This window comes from Mesorhizobium sp. M0207, assembly GCF_040321995.1.
Lineage (GTDB): Bacteria > Pseudomonadota > Alphaproteobacteria > Rhizobiales > Rhizobiaceae > Mesorhizobium.
The window spans coordinates 89,749-110,533 of the sequence record NZ_JAMYSQ010000021.1 but is presented as its reverse complement, the minus strand read 5'-3'; the positions used below and the strand labels follow the sequence as shown (position 1 = coordinate 110,533).

At 63.6% G+C, this 20,785-nt stretch carries 25 protein-coding genes; 11 read left to right on the top strand and 14 right to left on the bottom strand.

Annotated elements, in window-relative coordinates:
- Positions 1 to 262 precede the first annotated feature (262 nt).
- The 4 genes from NKJ15_RS24495 to NKJ15_RS24480 form a co-directional block, all read right to left on the bottom strand.
- The gene (locus tag NKJ15_RS24495) at positions 263 to 1,240 is read right to left on the bottom strand and encodes a GlxA family transcriptional regulator (protein WP_352818078.1); all 978 of its coding nucleotides are present in this window, start codon (positions 1,238 to 1,240) and stop codon (positions 263 to 265) included.
- A gap of 316 nt (positions 1,241 to 1,556) precedes the next feature.
- Positions 1,557 to 2,738 carry a cystathionine gamma-synthase gene (locus NKJ15_RS24490; protein ID WP_352818075.1) on the bottom strand — a complete coding sequence of 394 codons (1,182 nt, stop codon included), beginning with the start codon at positions 2,736 to 2,738 and terminating at the stop codon, positions 1,557 to 1,559.
- On the bottom strand, positions 2,735 to 4,159 hold the full coding sequence (locus tag NKJ15_RS24485; RefSeq protein WP_352542812.1) for a pyridoxal-phosphate dependent enzyme: 1,425 nt from the start codon (positions 4,157 to 4,159) through the stop codon (positions 2,735 to 2,737). Before NKJ15_RS24485 ends, NKJ15_RS24490 begins: the two co-directional genes overlap by 4 nt.
- Before the next feature lie 219 nt (positions 4,160 to 4,378).
- Positions 4,379 to 4,744 carry a RidA family protein gene (locus NKJ15_RS24480; RefSeq protein WP_352818072.1) on the bottom strand — a complete coding sequence of 122 codons (366 nt, stop codon included), beginning with the start codon at positions 4,742 to 4,744 and terminating at the stop codon, positions 4,379 to 4,381.
- A gap of 157 nt (positions 4,745 to 4,901) precedes the next feature.
- Between NKJ15_RS24480 and NKJ15_RS24475 the strand changes: the two genes are divergently transcribed.
- Both NKJ15_RS24475 and NKJ15_RS24470 read left to right on the top strand, forming a co-directional pair.
- Positions 4,902 to 5,231: a hypothetical protein gene (locus NKJ15_RS24475; protein ID WP_352458586.1), complete on the top strand. Its 330-nt coding sequence runs from the start codon at positions 4,902 to 4,904 to the stop codon at positions 5,229 to 5,231.
- On the top strand, positions 5,228 to 5,875 hold the full coding sequence (locus NKJ15_RS24470; RefSeq protein WP_352818069.1) for a cysteine hydrolase family protein: 648 nt from the start codon (positions 5,228 to 5,230) through the stop codon (positions 5,873 to 5,875). Before NKJ15_RS24475 ends, NKJ15_RS24470 begins: the two co-directional genes overlap by 4 nt.
- 112 nt (positions 5,876 to 5,987) lie before the next feature.
- On the opposite strand, the gene NKJ15_RS24465 is transcribed toward NKJ15_RS24470, so the two are convergent.
- The 4 genes from NKJ15_RS24465 to NKJ15_RS24450 all read right to left on the bottom strand — a co-directional run bounded on the left by NKJ15_RS24465 (position 5,988) and on the right by NKJ15_RS24450 (position 8,858).
- Positions 5,988 to 6,341: a winged helix-turn-helix transcriptional regulator gene (locus NKJ15_RS24465; protein WP_352458584.1), complete on the bottom strand. Its 354-nt coding sequence runs from the start codon at positions 6,339 to 6,341 to the stop codon at positions 5,988 to 5,990.
- 329 nt (positions 6,342 to 6,670) lie between these two features.
- Positions 6,671 to 8,017, bottom strand: a complete 1,347-nt coding sequence (locus NKJ15_RS24460; protein WP_352818066.1) for an FAD/NAD(P)-binding protein — start codon at positions 8,015 to 8,017, stop codon at positions 6,671 to 6,673.
- Positions 8,018 to 8,066: 49 nt separating this feature from the next.
- Positions 8,067 to 8,519, bottom strand: coding sequence for an RrF2 family transcriptional regulator (locus tag NKJ15_RS24455; protein ID WP_023675902.1), 453 nt, complete (start codon positions 8,517 to 8,519; stop codon positions 8,067 to 8,069).
- A 147-nt stretch (positions 8,520 to 8,666) separates the two neighbouring features.
- Positions 8,667 to 8,858 (bottom strand): hypothetical protein, encoded by a 192-nt coding sequence (locus NKJ15_RS24450; RefSeq protein WP_352458582.1) that lies wholly within the window; start codon positions 8,856 to 8,858, stop codon positions 8,667 to 8,669.
- A 339-nt stretch (positions 8,859 to 9,197) separates the two neighbouring features.
- On the opposite strand from NKJ15_RS24450, the gene tauA reads away from it, so the two are divergent.
- The 4 genes from tauA (at position 9,198) to NKJ15_RS24430 (ending at position 12,161) form a co-directional block, all read left to right on the top strand.
- Positions 9,198 to 10,211, top strand: coding sequence for a taurine ABC transporter substrate-binding protein (tauA, locus tag NKJ15_RS24445; RefSeq protein ID WP_352818063.1), 1,014 nt, complete (start codon positions 9,198 to 9,200; stop codon positions 10,209 to 10,211).
- A gap of 108 nt (positions 10,212 to 10,319) precedes the next feature.
- The gene (locus NKJ15_RS24440) at positions 10,320 to 11,093 is read left to right on the top strand and encodes a taurine ABC transporter ATP-binding protein (RefSeq protein WP_352686551.1); all 774 of its coding nucleotides are present in this window, start codon (positions 10,320 to 10,322) and stop codon (positions 11,091 to 11,093) included.
- Positions 11,090 to 11,953 carry an ABC transporter permease subunit gene (locus NKJ15_RS24435; protein WP_352818060.1) on the top strand — a complete coding sequence of 288 codons (864 nt, stop codon included), beginning with the start codon at positions 11,090 to 11,092 and terminating at the stop codon, positions 11,951 to 11,953. Before NKJ15_RS24440 ends, NKJ15_RS24435 begins: the two co-directional genes overlap by 4 nt.
- Positions 11,954 to 11,972: 19 nt before the next feature.
- Positions 11,973 to 12,161: a hypothetical protein gene (locus NKJ15_RS24430; RefSeq protein ID WP_023675907.1), complete on the top strand. Its 189-nt coding sequence runs from the start codon at positions 11,973 to 11,975 to the stop codon at positions 12,159 to 12,161.
- A 59-nt stretch (positions 12,162 to 12,220) separates the two neighbouring features.
- Here NKJ15_RS24430 and NKJ15_RS24425 read toward each other — a convergent pair whose 3' ends face one another.
- A complete protein-coding gene (locus NKJ15_RS24425; RefSeq protein WP_352491244.1) occupies positions 12,221 to 12,406 on the bottom strand; it encodes a hypothetical protein in 186 nt (61 codons plus the stop codon).
- Between the two features lie 305 nt (positions 12,407 to 12,711).
- Between NKJ15_RS24425 and NKJ15_RS24420 the strand changes: the two genes are divergently transcribed.
- From NKJ15_RS24420 to NKJ15_RS24410, 3 genes are all read left to right on the top strand, one after another.
- A complete protein-coding gene (locus tag NKJ15_RS24420) occupies positions 12,712 to 13,071 on the top strand; it encodes a septal ring lytic transglycosylase RlpA family protein (protein ID WP_352473985.1) in 360 nt (119 codons plus the stop codon).
- A 254-nt stretch (positions 13,072 to 13,325) separates the two neighbouring features.
- Entirely contained in the window at positions 13,326 to 14,603 is a 1,278-nt protein-coding gene (locus NKJ15_RS24415) for a polyhydroxyalkanoate depolymerase (protein WP_352818057.1), read from the top strand.
- 212 nt (positions 14,604 to 14,815) lie between these two features.
- A complete protein-coding gene (locus tag NKJ15_RS24410; RefSeq protein ID WP_352473987.1) occupies positions 14,816 to 15,433 on the top strand; it encodes a transglutaminase-like cysteine peptidase in 618 nt (205 codons plus the stop codon).
- Positions 15,434 to 15,442: 9 nt separating this feature from the next.
- Here the strand turns inward: NKJ15_RS24410 and NKJ15_RS24405 are convergent, their stop codons facing one another.
- Genes NKJ15_RS24405 through NKJ15_RS24390 form a run of 4 tightly spaced genes read right to left on the bottom strand, consistent with a single transcriptional unit; the run spans position 15,443 to position 18,235 of the window.
- Positions 15,443 to 15,811, bottom strand: a complete 369-nt coding sequence (locus NKJ15_RS24405; RefSeq protein ID WP_352818054.1) for a helix-turn-helix domain-containing protein — start codon at positions 15,809 to 15,811, stop codon at positions 15,443 to 15,445.
- A 53-nt stretch (positions 15,812 to 15,864) separates the two neighbouring features.
- Complete coding sequence (locus tag NKJ15_RS24400; RefSeq protein ID WP_352818052.1) at positions 15,865 to 16,401, bottom strand: Smr/MutS family protein; 537 nt, start codon at positions 16,399 to 16,401, stop codon at positions 15,865 to 15,867.
- Entirely contained in the window at positions 16,398 to 17,504 is a 1,107-nt protein-coding gene (gene mltA, locus NKJ15_RS24395; protein WP_352818050.1) for a murein transglycosylase A, read from the bottom strand. Before mltA ends, NKJ15_RS24400 begins: the two co-directional genes overlap by 4 nt.
- Before the next feature lie 23 nt (positions 17,505 to 17,527).
- Positions 17,528 to 18,235, bottom strand: a complete 708-nt coding sequence (locus NKJ15_RS24390) for a Tim44/TimA family putative adaptor protein (RefSeq protein ID WP_352818048.1) — start codon at positions 18,233 to 18,235, stop codon at positions 17,528 to 17,530.
- Positions 18,236 to 18,434: 199 nt separating this feature from the next.
- Between NKJ15_RS24390 and NKJ15_RS24385 the strand changes: the two genes are divergently transcribed.
- Together NKJ15_RS24385 and secB are read left to right on the top strand one after the other, a co-directional pair.
- Positions 18,435 to 18,926 carry an FxsA family protein gene (locus NKJ15_RS24385; protein ID WP_352491248.1) on the top strand — a complete coding sequence of 164 codons (492 nt, stop codon included), beginning with the start codon at positions 18,435 to 18,437 and terminating at the stop codon, positions 18,924 to 18,926.
- A 113-nt stretch (positions 18,927 to 19,039) separates the two neighbouring features.
- The gene (gene secB / locus NKJ15_RS24380) at positions 19,040 to 19,543 is read left to right on the top strand and encodes a protein-export chaperone SecB (RefSeq protein WP_352491249.1); all 504 of its coding nucleotides are present in this window, start codon (positions 19,040 to 19,042) and stop codon (positions 19,541 to 19,543) included.
- A 493-nt stretch (positions 19,544 to 20,036) separates the two neighbouring features.
- Here the strand turns inward: secB and dnaQ are convergent, their stop codons facing one another.
- Complete coding sequence (gene dnaQ / locus NKJ15_RS24375; RefSeq protein ID WP_352473994.1) at positions 20,037 to 20,759, bottom strand: DNA polymerase III subunit epsilon; 723 nt, start codon at positions 20,757 to 20,759, stop codon at positions 20,037 to 20,039.
- Positions 20,760 to 20,785: the final 26 nt, after the last annotated feature.

The following is a 20,785-nucleotide window of genomic DNA, read 5'->3' as shown; positions in this document are numbered from 1 at the left end:
GGCAGGAAATGGCAGTCGCTCCTTCGCTCAACTGCCTCTCCAAAGAATCCTTTCTCAGCCTAAACTCAACCCCAAAATCGCCATATGCGATTCCCCTGCCCTCAAGGGGGAGATCGGCTCGTCATCGCCGCTTTCGTGAATTTCCACCGTCGCAGGAGGAGCGGAGCATCGAAGCTGCCAATCTCCCCCCTCGTGGGGGAGATGTCCGGCAGGACAGAGGGGGGCGCTGTCCCGGGCGCTGTCCCGCCAACATCCGAAATACCTAATGCCTCCGCATCACCTTCGGCGCATGGCCATGCTCCTCCCGAAACGCCCGCGCAAAACTCGACATCGAGGCGAAGCCGCAGGCCAGCGCCACGTCGCGCACCATCAGCGTCGAATGCGCCAGGAGGTCGGCGGCACGCTTCAGCCGCAGGCGGCGGTAATAGCCGTTGGGCGAGATACTGAGTTCGGAGCGGAAATTGCGTTCGAGCTTATCGGAGGAGATACCAAGTCGCCCCGCCAGTTCCGCCATGCCGAGCCGCTCCTCCACCGCATCCTCCATGATGGCGATGGCCGACAGCACCAGTTCGTTCTGCACGCCGGTCCGCAGCCTGAGCGGCATCAGCTTGCGGTCGACGCTGGAGCGTAGCGGGCTGTGCACAAACCATTCGGCGACGCCGGCGGCCAGTTCGGCGCCATAATCGCCGGTGATGATCTCCAGCATCATGTCGAGGCTGCCGACGCCACCGGCCGAAGTGAAGCGCTTGCGGTCGATGACATAGAGATCGCGCCTCAGCTCGATGTCCGGAAACGCTTCGGTGAAGGCAGCCTGGCTGGTCCAGTGCAAGGTGCAGGCATGACCGTCGAGCAGGCCGGCCCGAGCCAGGAAGAAGGCGGCATCCGCCACCGCACCGATATGGGCGCCGTCGCGCAGGCTCCTGCGGATCCAGCTCACCGCATCGTGTGCGACGAGATGATCGGCATCACCGCCCGAGCAGACGACGACGCGATCGACCTTCGGCGCGTCATGGGCGGCAAAGCCGGGCTGGATGATGACGCCGTTCGAGGCCTCCACCGGGCCTTCGGCGGCGCCGACGATGATCCAGCGGTAGCAGTTGCGCTTCGCCAGCACGTTCGCCGCGCGCAACGGCTCGATGACCGAGCTGAACGCCATCATCGGAAAGCCGGGGAAGACGAGGATGGCGAAGGTGAGCGGGGTATCGCTTGCCGTCGGTTGGTTGCGTTGTCGGTTGTTCATAGCTTCCGGAGCCAGGCAGCAAGGTGGATCAGGAAGCTACAATTCTGCCAGATGGCGCCAAGGTCAACGGAATAGAATGTAAGACACATGGATATGGATGCAGAATAAGCGCCGCTCGTTCGTGATCCTTCACGCCCCCTCTGTCCTGCCGGACATCTCCCCCACAAGCGGGGAGACGGCAGCTTCGCCGTCCCGTCCGTGTTTCAGCGTTGGAGGTTGGCGAAAGCGCAAGATGACGGCCAAATTCCCCCCTCGTGGCCGAGATGCCCGGTAGGGCGGAGGGGGGCGCTGTCCCGCCGACGTCTCGCTATCCGGCTCAACTGGCCAGCGCCTGATCCAGATCCGCGATCAGATCGTCGCCATCCTCGATCCCGGCCGACAGCCTTACCAGCGAATCCGAAATCCCGATCTCGGCGCGTTTTTTCGCCGGGATCGAGCCGTGCGTCATCAGCGCCGGGTGCTCGATCAGGCTTTCGACGCCGCCGAGGCTTTCGGCCAGCGTGAACAGTTGCGTATGTTCGAGGAAGCGTTTGGTGCCGGCGAGGTCGCGGTCGAGCTCGACCGTGATCATGCCGCCGAAGGCGTGCATCTGCCGCCTGGCGATGGCGTGCTGCGGGTGGCTGGGCAGGCCGGGATAGATGACACGGCGGATGTCGGGACGGCTTTCCAGCCAGTGCGCGATCTTCTGGCCGTTCGACGAATGACGCTCCATCCTCAGCGCCAGCGTCTTCAGTCCGCGCAGCGCCAGGAAACTGTCGAACGGCCCGGAAATGGCGCCGATGGCGTTCTGCAGAAATTTCAGCCGGTCGGCGAGATCCTTGTTGTCGCCGACCACGGCGACGCCGCCGACCATGTCGGAATGGCCGTTGAGGTATTTTGTCGTCGAATGGACCACGATGTCGATGCCGAGCTCCAGCGGCCGCTGCAGATAGGGGCTGCAGAAAGTGTTGTCGGCGACTGAGAGCACGCCTTTGCGCCTGGCAAGTGCTGCGACGCCTTCGAGGTCGACGACACGCAGCAGCGGGTTGGTCGGCGTCTCGACCCAGAGCATTTTGGTTTCCGGGCGGATCGCCGCCTCGACCGCGGCAAGATCGGTGAAGTCAACGAAGTCGACCTGGAGGTTGGCGGAGCGCTTGCGCACCCGCTCGAGCAGCCGAAACGTGCCGCCATAGATGTCGTCGGTGGCGACGATGTGGGTGCCGGAATCGAGCAGTTCGAAAATAGTGGCGATCGCCGCCAGCCCCGAAGCGAAGGCGAAGGCGGCTGTGCCGCTTTCGAGATCGGCCACAGCGCGTTCGAAGGCGAAGCGGGTCGGGTTCTGGCTGCGGGCATATTCAAAGCCCTTGTGCACGCCCGGGCTCTGCTGACCGTAGGTCGAAGTGGCATAGATCGGTACCATCACCGCGCCCGTCGTCGGGTCGTGGCTCTGGCCGCCATGGATGGTGCGCGTCGAAAAGGCGAGGCGGTTTTTGCCCGATACGGTGGCTTTGACGGTCATCGGGCGCGCCTCAGATGGTTGATCAGGTCGATGCGTGTTATCAGCCCGATGAATTCGTCGCCGTCGAAGACGATGGCGACCTCGTTGCGATCAAACACCGGCAGCAACGCGTCCAGCGTCTGGCTGGCTTGCAGCGTGTGCAGGGTAGAGGTCATGGCCGTACTGACCGGAGCCTTGAAGCGGTCCCAGCGGCTGTCATAGGGGCCTTCGACCTTGGCGAGGATATCGCTTTCGTCGATGATGCCGACGAGCTTGCCCTCGTCCAGCACCGGCAGCTGCGAGACGTCCGAGCGGCGCATACGGCCATAGGCGTTGAGCAGGCTTTCGTCCGGACCGACATACACGGTGTCACCGGTGCGGTGCGAACGCATCACCAGATCGCGCAAATCACCATGCTGCTCCTGCTCGGCAAGGCCCTGCTCGGCCAGCCAGAAGTCGTCGAACACTTTCGACAGGTACTTGTTGCCGCTGTCGCAGACGAAGGTGACGACGCGCTTCGGCACGGTCTGCTCGCGGCAATAGCGGAGCGCTGCCGAAAGCAACGTGCCGGACGACGAGCCGGCGAGGATGCCTTCCTTCGAAAGCAGGTCGCGCACCGCCAGCATGCTCTGCTTGTCGGGGATGGAATAGGCCTTCCTGACCAGCGACAGATCGGCATTGGGCGGGACGAAATCCTCGCCGATGCCTTCGACGGTCCAGCTCCCGGCCTCTATCATCTTGCCGGTCTTGATCAACGGCGCCAGCACCGAGCCGACCGGATCGGCCAAAATCATCTCGGTCTTTGGCGAGACTTTCGCAAAGTAGCGGCCGAGCCCGGTCAGCGTGCCGCCGGAGCCGACGCCGACGACAACCGCATCGACGTCGCCTTCGAGCTGTTGGAAGATTTCCGGTCCGGTCGTGGTTTCATGAGCCAGCGGATTGGCCGGGTTGGCAAACTGGTTGGCATAGAAGGCGCCGGGCAGCTCGGCGGCGATCTTTTCGGCCATGTCCTGATAATATTCGGCATGACCCTTGCCGACATCGGAACGCGTCATCCGCACCTCCGCGCCGAGCGCCCGCAAATGCTGGATCTTTTCGCGCGACATCTTGTCGGGGACGACCAGGATGATGCGGTAGCCCTTGGGGATGCCGACCTGGGCGAGACCAAGACCGGTGTTGCCGGCGGTCGCCTCCACAATCGTCCCGCCGCGCTTCAGTTTGCCCTGTTTTTCGGCGGCGGCAATCATCGACAGCGCGATGCGGTCCTTGATCGAGCCGCCGGGATTCTGGCTTTCGAGCTTGATGAACAGCCGGCACTTGCCGATGTCGAATTTGGTCAGCTCGACGACCGGCGTCTGCCCGATCAGGTCGAGAACCGAGGCATAAGGCGGGCGCAGGCGGGACGATGCATCGTCCGATGCCACGATCTTGTGCTTGCTCATGTCAGATGCTCCGTTGCCAGAATGAGCAACCGCCCTGGAAGACGGCAACCTACCGTCTTTTCCAGCCGTTTGCAGTTGGAAAGAAGATAGATCGTGCCAATCCGGCCGCCAGCAGGGGAATGGAATTTCGTGAAAGCTTCGTCGGCCTGCAGGCAGGGGCAAAAGATTTGCAGAACCCGCTTAGGGTTCAGGCGATCGCGGCCTGGGCTTCGATCTCGATCAGAAAATCCGGATTGCCGAGGCCGGCGACGCGCAGCACCTTGATGATCGGCGGCGCGCCACGGTTTGCCAGAACGCCATCCAGGCGCCGAAGGCCGGCCCTATGTCCAGGTCGCCGGCGATATAGACCGAGAGGCTGACGAGGTCTTCAGGCTTTGCCCCACCGGCTTCCAGCACCTTTGCCAGGTTGGAAAGCGCCTGAGCGGTCTGCGCAGGGAGATCGTCCCTGGCGACGATCCGGCCTTGCGCGTCGACGCCATTCTGGCCGCCGACCAGCACGATGCGCGCGGATGCCGGCAGCGACACGCCTTGTGAATAGGCCGGATTGCTGTGCATGCCCTCGGGGTTCAGCCTTTCGATGGTCACCGCACTTTTTCCTCCTCTTCAGCAAAAATTATCCCGCGGCCGCCCATAGGATCAACGGCAATCGTGCGGGCGTTTCAACGCACCATCTCGTTCGTTGCAGCCGCCGATTCGGCCATGCTACCCGGCGCTGGGCGAACAGCAATACAAGGAACGGCCGATGAAGATTCTTGCCTATGACAATTTCAAGCCCGGCGTCACGCTCGACGATTTGCGGCCTTATCTGCGCGACGAAGTGTCGAATGTCTGGCGGCTCTGGAAGGCGGGGATCGTGCGCGAGAATTATGCGCGCGCCGATATTGGCGGCGTCATCATCGTCTTCGAGCTCGACAGCGTCGCGGAAGCGCGGCGCTACACCGAGGACTTCCCGCTGTCCAAGGCCGGGCTGCTAGAATGGCACTTCATCGCCTTCGACGCGCCATTGCCGCTGGAATTCCTGTTCGATCCGACGGTCGATATCGCCAAGCCATGGGACCGGACTGCGGCATGATCCGGTCGAGCGACGGGATCGAAATCCCGGCCAGCCTGGCTGAGTGGTGCGATCCGCGCCGCACGGCGCTGGTGGTCTACGACATGCAGGTCGGCATCTGCCGGCAGGTGGCCGGCGCCGCGACCATCGTCGAGCGTACCGGCACGGTGCTGGAAGCGGCGCGCGGGGCCGGAATGCGGGTGGCGTTCACGCGCCACCTGTCGCTGCCGCGCAAATGGATGGGCGCGACGCAGCTGCGCACCGCCATGGCCTGGCAGCGGCGCGACAGCCCCGACACGGTCGAGCCGTGGTTCCCGCGCGACGCCGAAGCGACGCGGATCGTGCCCGAGCTGGACCCCCGCGCGGACGAGGCGGTATTCGACAAGCTCACGATGTCGGCCTTCGATTCCACCGCGCTCGGCTTTGCCTTGCGCGATTGCGGCGTGCGCACGATAGCGCTCGCTGGCATCGCCATGGAGATCGGCATCGAGCCGACCGTTCGCCAGGCGACCGACAATGGCTTTGTCGCCGTGGTAATCGAGGATGCCTGTGGCTTCGGCAACCGCGAAGCGCGCGACCGCTCGATGGCAACGCTACGCTTCCTCGGCGAAGCCGTCGTCACCGATGTCGCAAGCTTCTGCAGCGCGCTTGCCGGCGCGGGTTGAGCAATCGGCTTGCCGCGCGACCCACCGTTTCACGGCAACGCCGAACCGCTCCATCGCTTTGTCTTCACACATTGCGGACGGAAAACCGCTCCGCGCTTTTCCCGGAATTGATCTAGGTGGTGGCTGCGCTGTCGGTGCGAAAACGCACGCCCTCGGCGCGGCCGTGCACGCTGCCCCAGTCGTAGAGCGCCTGGAGCGCGGCGGCGAGACCTTCGCCGCGCCCGGTCAAGGCGTAGCGCCCCTTGCCGTCGGGCGACGTCTGGAGCGTGACGAAGCCGATCTCGACAAGCTCGGCCAGGCGCTGCGTCAGCATCTTGTCCGAGAGTGAGGGAATCAGCCGGCGCAGGTCGGAATAGCGCATCGGCTGTTCCTTGATGCGCGCCAGGATCACCGTCTTCCATTTGCCCCCGAGCGCGTCGAGCGCGAACTCGACCGGACAGCCGTAGAGTCTTCCGCGTTGGGTCATGCGCCATGGTAGGCAAGGCACGGTGACGACGAAAGCAGAATTTGCCCGGCCATCTGGCCAGGGTCGCGGCTCACGGCCTCGCCGACTACAAAATCCATGGAGGAGAACGAAGACGAGCGTGCGCGACATCAATCCGGTCGATGCGAGACGGCCGAAACGTGTGGCGTCATCGCCTGGCTGTCTCGACCACCACAGGCTGCTGGTCGGCTCTGGTGGAGCGAGCTCCCGCACCCCTGGTTCGCCTTCACCGAACGCGGCTATGCGGTCGAGATCTTTTCACCCGGCGACAGCGGTCTTGCATCCGAGATCGCGTCAAGACAGAGGCGGCCTCATCCGAGCAAGCGCTTGCTCAGCCGCGCGCACTGCACGCGAATATCGGGAATGGCGTCGATTTCGAAGAAGGTGCCGCGCGTCAGTGGCCCGACGGCGAGGATATTGGCGAATACCGTGCCGTCGCCGGCGATGACCTCGCAGTTCGCGGTCACGTCGAGGCCGAGGCGCAGCGGATCCGGCCGTGACAGTCCACGCTCGACCAGCGACCGCACCACGCTGTTCGAGGTGGTCGAGATGTCCCTGGCGATGCCTGTGCAATCATAGATGCGGGTGACGTCGAACCTTTCGAGCTGCTGCGTGTGGCGCGACTGGACCTGTACGCTGAAGCCGTCGCCGGCGGCGATCTCGACGACGCGGCCGGCGACAAGGCGGATGCGGCCCGCTTGCACCGCCTCGGCAACGCGGGCGTAGACTTCCGGCGCCATGCGATGGCGGTGGATGTCCCACCAGGCCTTGGTGTGCTCGACGAAGCGGCGCTTGGCCGAGGACGGCCAGTTCTGCCAGATCTTCTGGTTGAAGGGTCTCAGACCGTCGACGACGTCGCGCCAGTCGATGCCGGCCTTCTGGTTTTCCCGGATCAGGTCGCGGAACCAGCCGACGAAATAGGAAAGCTGGGTGCCGAGCGGAATGTCGGCAACGTCGAGCTTGATCGGATTGCCCTTGCGATGCGGCGAAGGCAGCAGGCCGCGCCGCGACACCGCGACGATCGCGCCGCGGTGGCCGCGCTGCTCGAGCGACAGGAAGGCATCGACCATGCTCAAGCCGGTACCCAGCACCAGGACTCGGGCTTCGGGGTCGAGCGCAGTGTCCGCCTCGGATCCCATCCTGATCGCATGCCCCTGCCCCGCCCCCGGCTCTTCGTCGTGGCCGGTGGCGAGCACGGCAAGATGCGCAACCACGCTGGTGCCGTTGGCCAGCGCCACTTCGACGCCTGACGCGGTCGGCGAGATCGACAGGCTCTCCTCGCGGATCAAGCGCAGCCGGCCCGTCTGCTGCTCACGCGCCTCGAGCTCGTCGAGCAACTCCTTGAGATAGCGGGCGTAGACGCTGCGCGGCGCATAGACCGGCGCCTGTTCCGGCGTTGCCAGGCCGCGTTGAAGCAGCCAGCGCGAGAAATTGCCGGGATCGTCGGCATAGGCGCTCATGCCCGACGCGCTGACATTCAGCACATGCGCCGACAGCAGCGTTGAATAGGCCATGCCTTGCCCAAAATGCGGGCGTTTTTCGATCAGGCTGACACGTAGATCGGGATTGGGCGACTTCAGCAGATGCGCGGCAAGCACGACGCCGCTGGCACCGCCGCCGACAATGATGATCGAACTTGGCGTAGCGCGCACGGTCATGCGCACACCAGCTGTCCTGGCGATCGTCGCCGGCTCAGGAGAGATTGGTTCAGGCCTGGATTTTCAACGCCGCCGAAAAATCCTCGTCGCCGGCGATGTCGCGCATTTCGGCGAGGCTGCGCTGGTCCAGCACCTCGGCGATGGCCTGCCGGACCTCCAGCATCAGGTGTCGGACTTGGCATGTCGCCTCGTTGCAGTCTTCGCAGCGCTGATACTGGGTGCGGCTGGCGCAAGGAATGGGGGCAAGCGGTCCGTCGAGCACGCGCACGACGTGGCCGACCTTGATCTCGTCCGCTGGGCGTGCCAGCCGGTAGCCGCCTTCCTTGCCCTTGCGGCTCTGAACGAAACCGGCATTGCGCAATTCGCCAAGGATGGCATCGAGGAACTTCTTCGGAATATTGTTTCCTGTGGCGATGTCGTTGACGAAGGCGAGCTGTCCAACCGGCAGGCGCGCCAGATGGACGAGCGCCTTGAGGCCGTATTTACCTTTTTTCGTGAGCATAACCCGCACGTTTCTCTGTCATGCGATGGCGCAAGGCCACCGGTTGCGAAACGCCTGGCGTGCCTCCCCGCCGCGTCCAAGCTGTCACTACAGATAAATTCTAGTGACATGATATACAAGCCGAGAAACGTTGATTTTGCTTCGTTTTCACGCCGCAATGGCCATTTTGGCCGGGGCCTGTGCTCTTGCGAGCACAGGAGCCACCGCGAATGACACACCGGCAAACTGGCCGGCGGCAGGAATGTCCCGATCGGCGAGAATACCGACAGCAGCTTCTGCACCTGAATTTGAAGGCCAAAGCATGCCGCGCGCGGCAACAAGGAGGGTGGCGTCGCTCATCGTCCTCTCCAATCCTTCAATGTCGATAAGGATACTAGACTTAACCGCGAACACAGGGAACTTGTTTCCAATTTCTTGGCTATCCACAGCATGGATTTGCCGATGCAGCCGCGAAAACGGGAAAATCCTTGTTGCGCGCAAGGACGACGTGGAAGAGGTTCCCGGGCAAGGACGATGGTTCTCACCCGAGCCGTCACCCAAAAGCGCGCGAACTGCCATAGCCAGATGACTTTTTCTAACAAGACCGCACCGATTGGAAGGATTTAACTCTACAAGAACGATAGAGTTAGATGACTATGAAACGCAATCCTGGTTTTCCTCGTTTCCAAGGAGCGTTTCATGTCCACCATTTCGCGACGTATCGTTCTCTTGTCCTCGGCGGCCTTGGCTGGCGCCGCCTTTCTCGGCCCAGCCGATGCGCAGGACCTCAAGATCACTATCGGCTACCAGACGGTCGTCGAGCCCTCGAAGGTGCCGCAGGCCGACGGCGCCTATGAGAGCGCGACCAAGGCGGCAATCGACTGGCGGAAATTCGATTCCGGCGCCGACGTGATCGCCGCCATCGCTTCCGGTTCGGTCGACATCGGCTATGTCGGCTCGAGCCCGCTGGCGGCGGCGGCGAGCCGCGAGCTACCAATCCAGACAATCTTCATTGTCGGGCTGATCGGCGAATCCGAGGCCCTTGTCGCCCGCAACGGCGCCGGCATCGAGAAGGCCGCCGACCTTGCCGGCAGGAAGGTGGCGGTGCCCTTCGTTTCGACGACGCATTACAGCCTGCTTGCCGCGCTGAAGCATGAGGGTGTCGACCCGAAGTCGGTCGATATTCTCAATTTGCGGCCACCGGAGATCGCGGCGGCATGGGCGCGCGGCGACATCGACGCCGCCTATGTCTGGGATCCGGCACTCGGCCAGATCAAGACTTCGGGCAAGGTCGTGCTGGATTCCTCGCAGGTCGCCGCCTGGGGCGCGCCGACCTTCGACGCCTGGATCGTGCGCACCGATTTCGCCGAAAGGAACCCGGAAGCGGTGCGCGACTTCGTCAAGGTGACGGGCGCGGTCTATGCCGAGTTCCTGGCCAAGCCGGACGCCTGGTCGGTGACGTCGCCGCAAGCGGCGAAGATCGCCACGATCACCGGGGCCAAGCTGGAGGACGTGCCGCAACTATTGAGGGGCTATGTCTTCCCGACGCTCGAGGAGCAAGCCTCGGACAAGTTCCTCGGTGGCGGCACGGTCAAGGCGGTCGAGGCGACATCGGCCTTCCTCAAGGAGCAGGGCAAGATTGATGCCGTGTTGCCGGATTATTCGAAATACGTGTCGTCGAAATATGTCAGCGAAGCGCTTGCCTCGAACTGACGCCAACGCGCGCGGTTCTCCTTCCCTGACGCCGCGTGCTCCCTGCCCCGAACCGCTTGCGAGGAGCGGCTTCGGGGCAGACAGATTCGGAATATCGGCGAGGTTCCCATGACGCATCTCGTGCTCGACAAGGTCTCGGTCCACTATGACGGTCAGCCGGCGCCGGCGGTCGAAAATGTGTCGATTGAGATCGCCAAGGATGACTTCGTTGTCCTGGTCGGCCGCTCCGGCTGCGGCAAGACCTCGTTGCTCAACGTCGCTGCGGGCCTGGTCGAGCCTGTGCGCGGACGCGCCACGATTGGCGGCCGGCCGATCACGGCGCCAGGCTCTGACCGCGCCGTCGTGTTCCAGAACGACGCGCTGTTTCCGTGGCTGACCGCGCGGGAAAATGTCGCCTTTGCGCTCAGGCTGCGCGGTGTCAGGGCCGCGGAACGGGCGCGGACTGCCGACGACCTTCTGGCGCTGGTGAAACTCGACGGCGCCGGCGACAAGCGCATCTGGGAGCTTTCCGGCGGCATGCGCCAGCGGGTCGGCCTGGCCCGGGCGCTGGCGGCCGAGCCGCAATTCCTGCTGCTCGACGAGCCGCTGGGCGCGCTCGATGCGCTGACACGCGAACGCATGCAGACAACGCTGCTCGATCTGTGGACGGCGAGCCAGGTCGGCGTGCTGATGGTCACGCACGGCATCGAGGAAGCCCTGGTGCTGGCAACCCGTATCATTGTGCTCGCTCCCGGCCCTGGCCGGGTGGTGTGGAGCTTCGAGACCGGCTTCAGCCGGCGCTATGCAGCCGGCGAGGCCATTCGCAGCATCAAGGCCGATCCCGCCTTCGCCGCAGCGCGCGGCGAGCTGACCGACGCGATCTTCGAAGGGGAGGCAGCATGACCGTTACCTCCTATACCGAGCGGCCGCAGCGCAAGGTCGACGACGGAGCCGACGCGCTGTCGGTGCCATGGTCGCGGCCGCGGCCGAGACGCAGCCGCGTTTCGGCCCGCGTGGTTAGCGCGATCACCATTCTGATGATGCTGGCGGCGTGGACGGCATCGGCCCGCCTGCAATTGGTGTCGCCGGTTTTCCTGCCGTCGCCTGTGGCAGTCTGGAACAAATTTGTCGTCGTCGCCCGTGACGGCTTTGTCGACGCAACGCTGCTCCAGCATATCGCCGCCAGCCTGTGGCGGGTGTTTGCGGCGCTGGTCGCGGCCGTTTTCGTCGGCGTTCCCATCGGGCTGGCTATCGGCATCAGCACGATCGGGCGCGGCATCTTCGATCCGCTGCTCGAATTCCTGCGGCCGATCCCGCCGCTCGCCTATCTGCCGCTGATCATTATCTGGTTCGGCATTGGCGAGCCGTCCAAGATCCTGGTGATTGCCATTGCCATGCTGGCGCCGGTTGCGCTGTCGACGGTATCGGGTGTTCGCGGCGTCTCGCAGGAGCGCATCAATGCAGCGCGCTCGCTTGGCGCCACGCAGCGCCAGGTGATCAGGCACGTCATCCTGCCCAGCGCGCTGCCCTCGATCCTGACCGGGCTGCGCATCGCGCTCGGCGCCGGCTGGTCGACGCTGGTCGCCGCCGAGCTGGTGGCCGCGACGCGCGGGCTTGGATTCATGATCCAGTCCGCTGCCCAGTTCCTCGTCACCGACGTGGTGGTGATGGGCATACTGGTGATCGCTGCCATTGCCTTCGTGCTCGAATTCATCATCCGCAGTATCGAGCGGGTTCTCGTCCCGTGGGCGGGGCGGGAGTAACCGGACCGGAGACGTGACGATGCCCCATTCCACCGCTGTACTGTTTGCGCATTTCGGCCATTGGCTCCGCCTGATCAAGGCCGGAGACAAACAGCCGCCTGACGGCGAACGCAAAACGCCGACACCGGTGCATCTGGACGCCGAGCGCAACCGCCTGCCGCCGCGCGACGAAAGTTTCTACTGGGGCTGGCAGTACTGGTCGCGGTGAGCGGCCGCCACGGGTCCGCTGTGTGCTGCTCCGGCGGGCGCCTGAGGATCGACGCCTGTTCAACCACGCGAGCGGTTTGCCCAGGCCAGGCCGACCAAGCCGACCAGCACGGTCACGATGCCGGCATAGAGCCATTGCGACTGGCCGGTCATGAAGCTGCCCTGGACCCAACCGATGCCTTGCAATGACCACAGCACGCCGATCGCGAGCACAATCAAGGCCAGCAGATTTTTGATCAATCTCATCGCTAGAACTCCTCTCCAAGTCGATCATCAGCCGCATTCCGGCCGAAATGGAACAGCTAAAAGAAGCAGCCCAATCACGCCAACTTCTACTTAGATGCTAACCTCTGATCCTGCGCAAGACATGCGGAGATCGGTGGAAAGATCATCAAGGAAGCTGTGCCGCGCTGCGGGAAATCTCTGACAAATTGTTTCGCGTCGACTCCAAACGTGTAACATTGCCATGGAACCGACAGATCATTGCCGCATTTGCTGCCTCATTCGTCCCTAACCGCTGCGGGTCTGTCAACGGAGCCAGTCCCCAACACATGAACAAAAGCAACCAGACCGCGCTTGTCGCGGCCACGATCGCGGCTGGCCTGATGGTCGGCGCATCCACTGCCAGCGCCGCCGCGCAGTGCGGCCGTGCCTCCTGGTACTCACTGCATTCCAGAACCGCTTCCGGCGAACGCATGAACCCGTCGGCGCTGACCGCCGCGCACCGCAGCCTGCCGTTCGGCACCAAGCTGAAGGTGACCAATCGCAACAATGGCCGCAGTGTCGTCGTGCGCATCAACGACCGCGGCCCGTTCATCAAGGGGCGGATGCTCGATCTGTCGAAGGGCGCCGCCAGTCAGCTTGGCTTCATCAGCTCGGGCCATACGGCCGTCTGCATGGCACGGGTCTAACGGCCGCCACGGCCGGACACCGCCTCCGACGCTCGTCCCAATAGCCGTGCTGCCTGCCTGGCCTTCGCAGGTGCACATTGAGCCGGCTGTTGCCGTTCCAGGCGGATTCTCAACGCCTTGGACGAAAGAACGAGCCTAAATCACGCAAGTTGACGTATTGCATCGCAGCAGATTGTTGCTAACTTCCCCGCAAGGCATTCAAGGCTCGGCGCTGCTCGTCGGCCCTTCGATCGCAGTCGGCAGCGGGGTTCTCGATGTTCTACCAGCTCTACGAACTGAACCACGCCGCCTTGCAGCCGGCGCGCCTCTATGCCGATGCGGTGCGCCTGTTCTACTCCAATCCGCTCAACCCGGTCTCACACACGTCCTGGGGTCGCTCGGTTGCGGCAACGGCCGAACTGTTCGAGCGCACGACGCGCCGCTACGGCAAGCCGCAATTCGGCCTGACCAAGACCGTGGTCGACTGGAAAACCGTCGAGGTCAGCGAACATACCGTCTGGTCGCGGCCGTTCTGCAACCTGGTCCGTTTCGAGCGGGCGGTTCCTGCTGGGCGCCGACCGGATCCGAAACTGTTGATCGTCGCGCCGATGTCTGGCCACTACGCGACGCTGCTGCGCGGCACGGTTGAGGCGATGCTGCCCTATGCCGACGTGCATATCACCGACTGGGTCGACGCCCGCATGGTGCCGCTGGCCGACGGCAGCTTCGATCTTGACGACTATATCGACTACATCGTCGACATGCTGCATGCGCTGGGTCCCGACACCCATGTGATGGCGGTGTGCCAGCCTTCGGTGCCGGTGCTGGCGGCGGCGGCGCTGATGGAAGCCAAGGGTGATCCGTTCGTGCCCTCGACGATGACGCTGATGGGCGGGCCGATCGACACGCGCCGCAATCCGACGGCGGTCAATCTGCTGGCGCAAGAAAAGGGCATCGACTGGTTCCGCGACAACGTCATCATGCGCGCGCCCTGGCCGGTGCCGGGCTTCGGCCGCGAGGTCTATCCTGGCTTCCTGCAGCTTTCGGGGTTCATGAGCATGAACCTCGACCGCCACATCATCGCCCACAAGGACTTTTTCATGCATCTGGTGAAGCATGACGGCGACAATGCCGAGAAGCACCGCGAGTTCTACGATGAATATCTGGCGGTGATGGATCTGACGGCGGAATTCTACCTGCAGACCGTCGACACCGTGTTTGTCCGCCAGGCCTTGCCCAAGGGCACGATGACGCATCGCGGCGTGGCGGTCGACCCTTCGGTGATCCGCAATGTCGCCCTGTTCACGGTCGAGGGCGAGAACGACGACATCTCCGGCCTCGGCCAGACCAAGGCTGCGCACGACCTGTGCATCAACATCCCGGCCGACAGGCACGCCCATTACATGCAGCCGGCGGTCGGCCATTATGGTGTGTTCAACGGCTCGCGCTTCCGCTCCGAAATCGTGCCGCGCATCGTCGACTTCATTACCAGCTACGGCCGTCAGAACCGTGTTGCGGTCAAGCCCAAGCTGGTCAGGGCCGGCAAGAAATAGGCGACCAGTGATGATGCCCGTCAATCCGCATCAGGTCGGTCAATGCCAAAATCATCGGTTGGCGGGGCCGTGCGGCCGGTCGACCTGTTGCACAATAGTCGCGTTGGCGCCACGCGGGTAACCATGCCGCAAAAATCAATCCATCCTCATAATTGACACGGACTGTAAATACCCCTTAACGTTTCGTTAACAACAAGGGACAAGCGGGGACAATGATTTCCTCACCAATGGCGAGAACGCTGCGCCTGTGTGCGCTGGCCGGACTTACTGTGGCGGCAGGTTGGGCCGGTTCGGCCTCGGCAGCCAGCCCGATGATAACAGGTGGCCCGACCTCGCAGCCGATCGGCCATTATGATTTCTGCAAGAGCTACGCGTCCGAATGTTCGATCCGCCCGAAGGATCTGTCGCCCGCCAGCCTGACCGGCTCGCTGTGGCGCAAGCTGCTCAGCGTCACGACAAGGGTCAACGCCGCCGTCAAGCCGGAGAGCGACTTCGACATCTACGGCAAGGACGAGGTCTGGGCCTATCCCGACAAGGGCGTCGGCGATTGCGAGGACTATGTCCTGGAAAAGCGCCGTGAGCTGAACCGGCTGGGCGTCTCGTTTTCCGATCTGCTGATGACCGTCGTGCGCAAGCCGGATGGCGAAGGCCACGCCGTGCTGACGGTGCGCACCGACAAGGGCGACTACATCCTCGACAATCTGACCGACCAGGTCCGTTCCTGGGACCAGACCGGCTATCGTTTCCTCAAGCGGCAGGCGATCGACAATACCGGCCGCTGGGTCTCGATCCGCGGCGGCCAGCAGGTGCTGGTCGGCTCTGTCCAGTAACAAGGCAGCTCATTTCGGTCGTGCCAGTGCGGCGCGGAGCGACGCAATGATGCGGCGAAGCTCGGCTTCGTCAAGCTTTTCGATGTTGTCGGCCAGGAGATTGGCAAGCTCGGTCGCCGCAGGGCTAAGACCCGACGTGTCGAGCTTGACGCGCGGATGCGAGGTTTCGGCCAACCGCGCCAGTTCCTCGGCCTCGTCCCAGATGATGTTGAAATAGCCGATGATCTTCTGGATCAGCGTCCAGCTCGGCGCACCGCGGCGGCCGTGTTCCAGCGCCGAGAGATAGGCTGCGCTGACGCCGATCGCCTTGGCCATGTCCTTCTGGCTGACGCCGCGCTCGTTTCGCAGCACGCGAAGCTTTTCGCCGAACGGGGTCACAAGCGCACCTTCATGGGTGCATCCTCATAGGTGCGTCCCTCATCGGCGTTTCCTCATGAGCGCGCCCGCCGCAAGCGGATATAGAGCGCACCCGAGCCGCCATGTTTGCGGGCGGCATGGTCGTGGCTGGAGACGAGGGGCCGGAAGGCGGGTGTCGACAGCCATGACGGCACGGCGCGCCGCAAGACGCCATCGCCGCCCGACGAAGAGCCCTTGCCGGTGATCACGAGGACGTAGCGGATGCCGCCGGCATGCGCCCGGTGCAGAAAGGAAAACAGCAGCGAATAGGCTTCGTCCTGCGTCAGGCCATGCAGGTCGACGCGGCCCTCGATCGGCAGCCGGCCCTTCGACAGCTTGTCCAGCGTCGGTTCGTCGAGTGCGTGGGAGACATGCTGCGCCTTCGGCTTTGCGGCCGTGGCAGCATTGCCCGCGACCTGTGCCCGCGGCGGCGCCTGCCTGGTCTCGTCGGTCTCCGGCCCGACGTGCGGAATTTCGACGGCGGTTCTGCCCTTCAGCGGTTTTGCCGTGTGCGCCACCAGGTTCCACAGCACCCGGTCGTCCTCGCTCAGCCTGTCGATGCGCCGGGTCATCGGCCTGCTCCTGAAACCAGCGGCCGGGGGATCAGCGCATAAAAATCTGCGGCGTTGCGGATAACGCCGGCGATCTCGCCGGCAGCATCGCCCGACCCGGCAAACAGATCGCCGCGGGCCGGCCCGGTGATCGCCGAGCCGGTGTCCTGCGCGATCATCAGCCGCCGGAACGGTTTTCCGTCGAAAGCGGTCAGCGACGGCGCATCGATATGGAAGGGCGTGCCGAACGTGTGCAGCAGTCGGTCGACGGCGATCGAGCGGCCGGGGGTCAGCGCCACCTTGGCGGCAGCGATCGGGCCGAGCTCTGAGTCGTCGACGCCCATCTCGCGGAAGAAGATGTAGGAGCGGTTGCGCCAAAGGATCTCGTCGACGCGTTCCGGATGCGCCTTGAACCAGGCACGGATCGACTGCATCGTCACTTTCTCCAGCGGGATCTCGCCTTCCTCGCTCAAGATCTTGCCCGGTCCGGTAAAGCGCTGGCCGGATTTGGCGGCATAGGTGATGCGGCGAAGCCTGCCGTCGGTCATCTTGAGGCGTGCCGCGCCCTGCACGTGAATGAAGAAGGCGTCGACCTTGTCGGCGAGCCAGGCGATTTCCAGCCTTTTTCCGGCAAGCGCGCCGCGTTCGATCTCGCCGCGGTCGAAATATTCGACCGGGCCGTTCGGCGCCGCACGAGCAAAGGCGAGATAAGGATCCAAGGCTGAAGGACGATTGCCGTCGTCGATGTCGACTAGGTCGGCCGGGCACGCCAGCAACGGCACCGAAAACCGTTGCGTGCGTACCGGCGAGGCTTCGACCTCCGGCTCATAAAAGCCGGTGACCAGGCCGGGACCACCATCTTCGGCATCGATACGGGCCGGAACGAAATGGCGCTCGAAAAAGCTTCGAGCCTGCGACCGATTCGCCGGCGAAACGGTGCGCGCTTCGGCATAGGCGTCGGCAAAGCCATTGTAGTCGACGCCGAGCGCGCCGGAGCGGTAGGGTTTGCTCAGGATATGAAAGGCTGAGCGGCGAAAGGCGTCAAAGGCAGGGAGATGGTCGTCCTCACCCCAGCCCGGCAATTCGCCAAAGGATTTTTCGCTGAAGGCTCGAGAAAGCGACACGACAGCCTCCGCCGCCGTCCAGTTCAGTCTTCTTCTTCGGTGGCGACGAGCTTCCAGTTCGGATCGCGCGAGCGCGCGTCACGAGCGAAGGTCCAGACATCCTTGACCTCGGCGACGGTTTCGGGATCGCCGTCGATGACGGCGCCGGCCTTGTCGCGGGTCGCCGAAATCAGTTCGCTGACAATGCGCAGCGTGATGTGGGCCTCGCTGCCCTTCATCTCGGCCGAAACGATGTCGGCCTTGTCGATGCCGACGAAGGAGGACTGGATCTTTTCGGCTTTCGCCTCACGGTCGCCGATGGCCGCGACGAAGCCGTCATAGACCTCGCGCGACAAAAGGTTCTTCAGCGTTTTGCGGTCGCCATCGGCGTAGGCCATGACGATCATCTCGTAGGGCATCTTGGCGCCGTCGACGAAGGTCTTCGGGTCGAAGGTCGGATCATTGTCCTTGATCGCCCGCAGGCCCCGGTTGAGATCGGTGTCCGGCTTGGCAAAGGCATCGATCGCCACATAGGCATCGGCCGCCGGCTCTCCCGCCAGGCGCTTGCGCGGCAGCGAGACCACGTTCTCGGGTTTCTGGGCGGCATCCTTGTCGTTTTTGCGCGCTGCCGTATATGGATCGAAGGGTGGGCGCTCGTTGCCCGTGCGTCGGCCAAGCACGTTGCGCAGCTGGAAGAAGATCACCACCGCCGCAATCAGAAAGAAAATCGTGCCGAAGTCGAAGAAGCCCATATCTTGCGCCAATCAATCCCTGCTTTGGCCGGACCAGCGGCCAAGCAAGGGCCGCGATCACATAGCGTTCAGTATCCAAAGCATATAGAACGCATGGCGCAATCATTCAAATCAAAGGCAGCCATACCTATCTAACAGCTCTGGTGCCAGCGGCGATTGCTCGCCGGCCGGCAAAACATCGAAAACGATCGGTCAAGATTTGCGTATCTCGCTGCTTCCCCTGTTCATTCTCGCGCTTCCGCTGCTGGAGATAGCCGGTTTCGTTATTGTCGGCCGCCAGGTCGGCGCGCTGGCGACAGTCGGCTTGGTGATGGCCTCGAGTGTCGCCGGCGCCCTGCTGCTGCGGCACCAGGGTTTTGGCGTCATGGCCAGGGTCCGTGCCGAAATGGATGCCGGGCGTGATCCGAGCGGCCAGCTTGCGCATGGCGCCATGATCGTGCTGGCAGCGATCCTTTTGATCATCCCCGGCTTCATCTCGGATATTTTCGGCCTTCTGCTGTTCCTGCCGCCGGTGCGCGATCTTGCCTGGCGGATGCTGAAAGGCCGCATCGTGCTGGCCACCGATTTCAGCAGTGGTTTGCGGGCAAGGCAACGCGGCAAGACCATCGATCTCGACGACGGCGACTATTCGCGGGCCGACGACCATACGCGCGGACCGGGTTCTCCCTGGCGCCGCCTCAAGGACGAGTAGCTGCAAGGCAACCGGTGTCTTTTGCAAACTTGTCTTGTCGGGCCGGCCATGATAGCGAACGCCCGAATTTCAATCCGGTCAGCAACGCTGCCCAGGCAAAAGGACCACAGCTTATGGCCAGCAACGACGACGCGCCGACCGGCGCAGCCAACGGTAATGGAAATGCGGCGCAGCCTTCGCTCAACGTGCTTGCGCAATATGTGAAGGACCTGTCCTTCGAAAGCCCCGGCGCACCGAACTCGTTGCGCGGCCGCGACAAGGCTCCGGGCATCGCCATCAATGTCAACGTCAACGCCAACCCGCTTTCGGACAAGCAGTTCGACGTCAATTTGACGCTGAACGCAAAAGCGTCGTTCGACCAGGAAGTGCTGTTCAACGTCGAGCTGGTCTATGGCGGCGTCTTCTCCATCAGCGGCTTCCCGCAGGAGCACATGCTGCCGATCCTGTTCATCGAATGCCCGCGGCTGCTGTTCCCGTTCGCCCGGCAGATCATCGCCGAGGCAACACGCAACGGCGGCTTCCCGCCGCTGATGCTAGACCCGATCGATTTCGCGCAGATGTTCCAGCAGAAGCTGACCGAGGACCAGGCTGCCGCCGCCAAGGTCAAGGTGAGCTGAGGCTGGTTGGCTCGCAGCGTTTGAAAAACCCGGCGCGAAGCCGGGTTTTTTGTTTGAGACGCCGGCGGGGCAGTACCCCCCTCTGGCCTGCCGGCCATCTCCCCCTCAAGGGCAGGGCAATCGCATTTGGATTCTTACGAAGATGGACCCCCACCCTAACCCTCCCCACAAGGGGGAGGGAACGCTGCCGCCCGCCCTTACTTCCCCTTTTGGCGCCGAAAGGCAGGCAATTTGCCGAGGTCAGCGCCAACGAAAGTCTCCCTCCCCCTTGTGGGGAGGGGCTAGGGGTGGGGGTACGTCGTAGAGCGAAAGCCTCGGCTTTCCATCTGCGATAGCCCTGCCCTCAAGGGGGGGAGATCGGACTTCACGTCAGCCTTCGCCAATCCTTCATCGCCGCAGGAATGAGCGAGACGCTGGGTCTGCCAATCTCCCCCCTTGAGGGGGAGATGTCCGGCAGGACAGAGGGGGGCGCGAAGGATCACTCCGGTCAAAATCACTGTGCGGCGGAACTCGCTTCCGGGGGGACGCGCAGCCACAGCGCTTTTTCGCCGAGGCTGCCAACCATGCCTGCGTGTGCTGCGCGCTCGGCATCGGTCAGGCGCGACGGCAAGGCGATCGGCCGCACACCGATCGAAATATCGATGTCGTCGACATTCTGCCTGCCGCCCGCCGGAGTCAGGATGCTGTCGAGGATAAGGCTTGCCTGCTTGCCGCCGATGAGCTCGATATAGACCTCGGCCAGCAATTCCGAATCGAGCAGCGCGCCGTGCTTGGTGCGGCGGCCGTTGTCGATGCCGTAGCGGCGGCAGAGCGCGTCGAGCGAATTGGGGCCCATCGGATGCTTGCGGCGCGCCAGCGCCAGCGTGTCGACGATCCGTCCCGGATCGATGGCCGGATGGCCAAGCCGGCCGAATTCGAGATTGAGGAAGCCGATGTCGAAGCCGGCATTGTGCGCGACCAGTTTGGCGCCGTCGATGAAGGCCAGAAACTCCTCGGCGATCTCCATGAAAGTCGGCTTGCCCTGAAGATCGGCGGCGCTGATGCCGTGCACGGCCTGCGCCTCGTGATGGATCTGGCGGCCTTGCGGGTTGATGTATTTGTGGAAGGTTCGGCCGGTCGGGAAGCGGTTGACCAGCTCGACGCCGCCAAGCTCGATGACGCGGTCCTCGCGCGTGTCGAGGCCGGTGGTTTCCGTATCGAAGATGATCTCACGCATCGAATCAGTCCACTGGTGCTGGCATC